Annotated in this window: 7 protein-coding genes; 2 read left to right on the top strand and 5 right to left on the bottom strand. The window is 39.2% G+C overall.

From position 1 onward, the window contains the following. Positions 1–289: 289 nt before the first annotated feature. From hpf to AC3E8G_RS07170, 3 genes are all read right to left on the bottom strand, one after another. Positions 290–835: a ribosome hibernation-promoting factor, HPF/YfiA family gene (gene hpf, locus AC3E8G_RS07180; RefSeq protein ID WP_490677353.1), complete on the bottom strand. Its 546-nt coding sequence runs from the start codon at positions 833–835 to the stop codon at positions 290–292. Between the two features lie 88 nt (positions 836–923). Next, positions 924–1529, bottom strand: coding sequence for a ComF family protein (locus AC3E8G_RS07175; protein WP_490677351.1), 606 nt, complete (start codon positions 1527–1529; stop codon positions 924–926). Between the two features lie 62 nt (positions 1530–1591). After that, a complete protein-coding gene (locus AC3E8G_RS07170) occupies positions 1592–2890 on the bottom strand; it encodes an ATP-dependent helicase ComFA (RefSeq protein ID WP_490677350.1) in 1299 nt (432 codons plus the stop codon). Between the two features lie 55 nt (positions 2891–2945). On the opposite strand from AC3E8G_RS07170, the gene AC3E8G_RS07165 reads away from it, so the two are divergent. Both AC3E8G_RS07165 and cysK read left to right on the top strand, forming a co-directional pair. Further along, a complete protein-coding gene (locus tag AC3E8G_RS07165; protein WP_490677349.1) occupies positions 2946–3578 on the top strand; it encodes a YigZ family protein in 633 nt (210 codons plus the stop codon). Positions 3579–3669: 91 nt separating this feature from the next. After that, positions 3670–4599, top strand: coding sequence for a cysteine synthase A (gene cysK, locus AC3E8G_RS07160; RefSeq protein ID WP_125329919.1), 930 nt, complete (start codon positions 3670–3672; stop codon positions 4597–4599). A gap of 55 nt (positions 4600–4654) precedes the next feature. On the opposite strand, the gene AC3E8G_RS07155 is transcribed toward cysK, so the two are convergent. Continuing rightward, positions 4655–5023 carry a S1 RNA-binding domain-containing protein gene (locus AC3E8G_RS07155; RefSeq protein WP_048691913.1) on the bottom strand — a complete coding sequence of 123 codons (369 nt, stop codon included), beginning with the start codon at positions 5021–5023 and terminating at the stop codon, positions 4655–4657. After that, positions 5020–6426: a bifunctional Cof-type HAD-IIB family hydrolase/peptidylprolyl isomerase gene (locus tag AC3E8G_RS07150; RefSeq protein ID WP_490677348.1), complete on the bottom strand. Its 1407-nt coding sequence runs from the start codon at positions 6424–6426 to the stop codon at positions 5020–5022. The genes AC3E8G_RS07155 and AC3E8G_RS07150 overlap by 4 nt, the downstream gene beginning before the upstream one ends. Between the last annotated feature and the right edge of the window lie 31 nt (positions 6427–6457).

The raw sequence follows: 6457 nt of genomic DNA, 5'->3' as shown, positions 1-6457 counted from the left end.
GTTTGAGTTCTCACTCATTTCTGTCACTGACAGATTTATTGTTTTTTTATTGTTCAGTTACTATAACTTCCGTTATAGCGCCCTGCACATTGGTTCGTCTTGTTCAGTTTTCAAAGGTCTTTGTCGCTCTCGCGCGACAACTATATTAGTATATCACGACCTCATCTTCTTGTCAATATCTTTTTCTATTTTTTTAAATTTTTTATGTTTTTTTGTTTTTAGAAACTTTATCTTCTATAACATTGGAAAGCTCCTGTATATTCTACAGGAGCTTTCTTATTGTATTAGCTTATTTTTCTTTGACTTCAAGAAGTCCTACATCTCCATCTTCACGACGATAGATGACATTTGTTGTGTTATCTTCCACATCTTTGTAGATGAAGAAGTCATGTCCCAATAGTTCCATTTGTAGAATAGCTTCATCTAGTTCCATTGGTTCAATGTCAATCGTTTTTGTGCGGACAACTTTTTCAAGAGCAACACTTTCCTCAACCAGAGCGTCTGTAAAGATTTTGCTGGTTGAAGATTTGCTACGATTTTTCTTTTCAATTTTTGTTTTATTCTTTCGAATTTGACGTTCAATCTTATCAACCACCAAGTCAATAGATCCATACATATCTTGAGAAACATCTTCTGCACGAAGTGTAATAGAACCAAGTGGAATCGTTACCTCAACTTTAGCAGTTTTTTCACGATAAACTTTTAGGTTTACACGTGCATCCAATTCTTGCTCTGCTTGAAAATATTTTTCAATTTTTTCGAGTTTAGAAACGACATAGTCGTGAATGGCTTCTGTTACTTCTAGGTTTTCACCACGGATACTATATTTAATCATATAAGTACCTTCTTTCTAAACGTTTTTTCTTTTTATATCTATATTATAACGCTTTCATTTTATTTTTGCAAATATATTTTTGAATATTCTATCTTGCTAATGAAAAAGATGTTATTTCTTTCACCCCATTTACATTCAAAATTTCTTTAGCTCTTTCTATTGTTGCTCCTGTTGTGTAGATATCATCCACTATCATTATTTTCTCTGGCCAGTCTTTGTTTTCAAACTCTTTTCGTCTAAAAGCTTGTTCTGTTTTTAATCTTTCCTTTTTATTTTTCTGTGATTGAGCTTTTGTATTCTTTTTTATCAATAGGTTTTGATAAGGAATCCCAGCATTGTCTAATATGGCTGTCACCTGATTAAACCCTCTCTTCTCATTTCTCTCGTCACTTAAAGGAATTGGTACAATGGTATATCCTTTATACTTTTTAAGCGCTACCTTTATTTCCTCAGCAAAGAGACATGCTAACAGTTGGTCTCCCTGGAATTTGTATTTTTGAAAATATTCCTTCATTTCTTCATTATAATAGTAAAGTGCTTTATGGTTTACGCTTTTCCCTTTTCGTTCCCACTCTTTGCAATCTTCACAAGAAGTCTCTGAACTTTTTTTACAACAAGTCTTGCAACTAGCTTCACTAACTGGGTCAAACTTGTTTTTACAGTTATCACACATAGTGAGATTCTCTTTTTTCATTAGGATGAGACCTCTTAAGGATTGCTGGTTAGTCAGCTCTTCATCACATAGCAAACAATTACTCAAAACCCTGCCTCCCGATTCATTTCTTTTATTTCTTTAATAGCTTGTGTCATTTCTTTGCTGGTTCCTTCTGCTAGAAAAAGCAATTCGCCTGTGGGTCTTTCCATACTTCTTCCCACACGACCAGCGATTTGAACCAGGGCGCTCTTAGTGAACAGCCGATGATTGGCCTCAATCACAAACACATCGACTTTCGGGAAGGTGACTCCCCGTTCAAGAATGGTCGTTGAAACAAGGATGGTAATTTCTTGGTTGCGAAATTTTTCTACCAGTTCCAACCTATTTTCTGTTTTAGAGGTCACCAGTTCGATGATTTCATCCGTGAAGGCCCTTCTTAATAGACTGAGGAATTTTTCTCCTAATTCGATTTCTGATACAAATAGGATCAGGGGGAAGGAGTTTTTACGTTGGTCTTTTATTAGCTTAAGCAACTTCCTTGGCACTTGTTTCTTTTCTACTTTTTTTCGTAGATCTTTTAGCCATACTTTTCTAGGAATCACTAAAGGATTTCCGTGAAAGCGTCTAGGTAGGCTAACGCGTTTAATCTCCTGTTTTTTGACTTTTTTATCTAACTCTTTTGTAGAGGTAGCTGTCAAATAGATGAGCTTCCCATTCTTAGTTTTGGCATTTGAAACGGCATGATAAAGAACGGGGTTATCAACAAAAGGAAAGGCATCGACTTCATCGATAATAAGGAGATCGAAAGCCTGGTAAAATTTTAGTAGTTGATGGGTGGTGGATATAACTAGAGGCGTTCGAAAATAAGCTTCTGAATCACCATGCAACAAGGAGATGGGACAGGAAAAATCCTTGGTCATTCGTTTATACAATTCAATACACACGTCAATCCTTGGGGTAGCAATGCAAACACAAGCCCCTTTTTTAATTGTTTCCGCTACCACTTGGTACATCATTTCCGTTTTACCTGCTCCTGTTACTGCGTGTACCATCATTGGCTGGCTTTCTGTTAAGGATTGAACCAACTCCTGAGAGACCCGACTTTGAAAGGAAGTTAAGGTCCCCTGCCATCTTAGGACTTCTTCTTGCGGAAAGGCTTGCTGGGGAAAGTAATAGAGTTTTTGATCGCTCCTAACTCTTCCTAATTGAATGCAAGCTCTACAATAGTAGCTTCCTATCTGTAGTTTCCATCTAGCCTTATCAATCTTGGTCCTACACCGATTACAAAACAAGCCCGTCTTTTCCTCTACCATAGCTGGCAGTTCCTGGGCTTCTCCAAGCAGTTCCACCTCCAGTTGGTCTTGGGTGAACAAGCGTCCATAACAATCTTCAAGTTTCATACTTATATATTCGTAAAAGCTCGCAGTTTTAAGAGTTTTTTTGTAAAATAAATGTATGGAATACAAGACTTTTAAAGAGGACGGTCTCGTCCAAGAAGAAATTAAAAAATCCCGCTTTCTTTGCCATGTTAAACGAGTTTATACTGAAGAGGAAGCTCGCGACTTTATAGCCACTATCAAGAAGGAACATTACAAAGCAACTCATAATTGCTCTGCTTTTGTTATTGGAGAGCAGTTTGAAATTAAACGAACCAGTGACGATGGCGAACCGAGTGGGACTGCCGGCGTGCCCATGCTGGGTGTTTTAGAGAATCACGAACTGACCAATGTCTGTTGCGTTGTCACTCGTTATTTTGGTGGGATCAAGCTAGGTGCAGGCGGTCTTATCCGCGCTTATGCCGGTAGCGTCGCACAAGCTGTAAAAGAAATCGGTCTCGTCGAGATCAAGGAGCAGGTCGGTCTAGGGATTAGCTTGACTTATCCCCAATACCAAGAGTTTGCGAACTTTTTATCCGCTCACCAATTAACAGAATTCCATACAGACTTCACCGATGCTGTCTTTAGTCTGATCTATGTAGATAAGGAGCAAAAAGAAGATGTGATTGCTGACCTGATTGATTTTTACCATGGAAAAATTGAGATTAGTGATCAGGGATTAAAGGAAGTGGAAGTTCCTATCCCGTTATAAAAAAAGGCTATCGCATCGATAGCTTTTTTATATTTTACAAACCTTCTTACTGGCGGTATACTGGATACACTAATAAAGGAGTGTATATCGTATGCCAATCTATCAAAATATTACAGAATTAATCGGAAAAACACCTATTGTAAAATTGAATCACCTAGTACCTGAAGGGGCTGCTGATGTCTATGTTAAATTAGAAGCCTTCAACCCTGGTTCATCTGTCAAAGACCGGATTGCTCTTAGCATGATTGAAAAAGCAGAACGAGATGGACTTCTTCAACCCGGTTCTACTATTGTTGAAGCAACCAGTGGAAATACAGGAATTGGTTTGTCATGGGTCGGGGCTGCCAAAGGGTATAAAGTCGTCATCGTCATGCCTGAAACCATGAGTGTTGAACGTCGAAAAATCATTCAAGCTTATGGAGCAGAACTTGTTTTAACTCCAGGTAGTGAAGGAATGAAAGGAGCTATCGCTAAAGCAGAAGAAATCGCTGCAGAACGAAACGGTTTCCTTCCCCTCCAATTTAACAATAGCGCCAACCCAGAAGTCCATGAAGCAACAACAGGACAAGAAATTTTAGAAGCTTTTGGACCAAATGGATTGGATGCTTACGTCAGTGGTGTTGGAACTGGTGGAACTATTTCAGGTGTTTCTCATGCCTTAAAAAAAGTTAACCCAGCTGTCCAAGTCTATGCAGTCGAAGCAGATGAATCAGCGATTCTTTCTGGTGAAAAACCTGGACCACACAAAATCCAAGGATTGTCAGCAGGTTTCATTCCAGAAACGTTGGATACCAATTCTTATGATGGCGTAATCCGCGTCACTTCTGAACAAGCTTTAGAATTAGGTCGCTACATTGGTGGAAAAGAAGGATTCTTAGTTGGAATTTCATCTGCCGCCGCTATCTATGCAGCAATTGAAGTCGCTAAAGAGCTTGGCGCTGGTAAAAAAGTCTTGGCTTTGGCACCGGATAATGGGGAACGTTACCTTTCAACTACCCTTTACGATTTTGATCAAGAATAAGAAAGAGGCTACGATGTAGCCTCTTTTCTTTCTATCGAACTGCAGAAATAAATTTTTATTTTCCTTGACTAGTGTCACTCAAAAATTCTTTACTTTCTTTAATCCAAATCGGTAATTGTTTGGCTAAAGGAGTAAAACCGATCTTATGGCGATCATTAGAAAAACGATGATGTCGAAACTGCTTTCTGTTCCCAGCTTCTAAGGTACGAAGAGACAAGCTAGCCTTCCCAGAGTATTCATCAATATCGATAACCTGGGTACAAACTTGATCCCCAATTTTTAAGATATCATGAATGTTGTCGATATATCCACTGCGGATTTCAGAAATATGGATTAAACCGGTTACCCCTGTCTCTAATTCAACAAAGGCTCCATAAGGTTGCAACCCTGTCACAACACCCTTCAGTTTATCCCCGATTCTCATGCTTCTCCCTCAATGTCAATTGATTCCATGACCACATCTTCTTTGGGTTTGTCCATGGCACCTGTCTCTACTGCCGCAATTGTATCTAATACTTGATAAGAAGCTTCATCCATCAACTGACCGAACACTGTGTGACGACGGTCCAAATGAGGTGTTCCTCCTTCTTCCGCATAAATTTCTGCGATAGCTTCAGGCCAACCACCACGGGCAATTTCCTTTTTAGAATAAGGAAGGTGTTGGTTTTGAACAATAAAGAATTGACTGCCGTTGGTATTTGGTCCAGCATTGGCCATAGAAAGTGCACCACGGATGTTGTACAATTCTTCAGAGAATTCATCTTCAAAAGATTCTCCATAAATGGATTCCCCACCCATACCTGTTCCAGTTGGATCCCCACCTTGGATCATGAAATCTTTAATGATGCGATGGAAAATCACTCCGTTGTAGTAGCCATCTTTTGCAAGCGCAATAAAGTTTGCTACTGTTTTTGGTGCTTGATCAGGAAAGAGACGAATCTTCAGATCTCCATAGTTGGTATGAATCGTCGCAATTGGTCCTGTTTCTTGATCCATTTTTGTTTGTGGTAAGTGCAATTCTTTTTCAACCATTTTTAACTCCTCTAAGGCATGTAAAATGCCATCTTCTTCTATGGTTTTTGTGACAAAATCTGCTTTAGCTTTTAATGCATCTTGGGCGTTTCCCATGGCAATCGCTAAACCAGCATAGTCAAATAATTCTATGTCATTCAATCCATCTCCAAACGTTAAGACATTTTCTGGTTTGAGACCTAGTTTTTCGACTATTTTTGAGACACCGTGAGCTTTGGATTGCTGATCCAAGACAACATCTGATGAGATTGGGTGCCAGCGAACCAAACGCAATTCCTGCCCTAAAGCTTCTGGGAGGGCATCGAATGTTTTACCAGTCTCGAATGTCCACATTTGATAAATGGGATGCTTGGTAGCAAAGTCAGGATCTACTGGTAAATTTGGATAGATGGGATCAATGGCCCGGCTCATATCTTCTGTCCGAGCTGAAAGAGCTGCTTGATGACTCCCAACCAAACCATAATGAATCCCTACCTGCTTGGCCCATGCAATAAAGTCCTGAACAAGTGGATTTGGTAATCTTTCTTCATAAATGACATTCTCCTTACGATCAATCACATAGGAACCATTCAGAGTGACGTAGAAATCAGGTCGGAGAGCCTTAATTTCTTCTGGCACTCCAAAAATCCCTCTACCACTAGCAATGGCTGTGTAAATTCCTTTTTCTCGTAATTGTGAAAACACTCTGGTGACTGAAGCTGGAACATAGCCTGTCTCAACATTTCGTAAGGTATCGTCAATATCAAAAAATACTATTTTTATCTTTTTCGCTTTGTAGCGTGTTTTTGCATCCATGTTGTCTCCATTCAGTATGCTGTCTATTATA

This window comes from Streptococcus sp. SCPM-O-B-15294 (M123), assembly GCF_058200455.1.
This window is presented reverse-complemented; position numbering and strand designations above follow the sequence as displayed.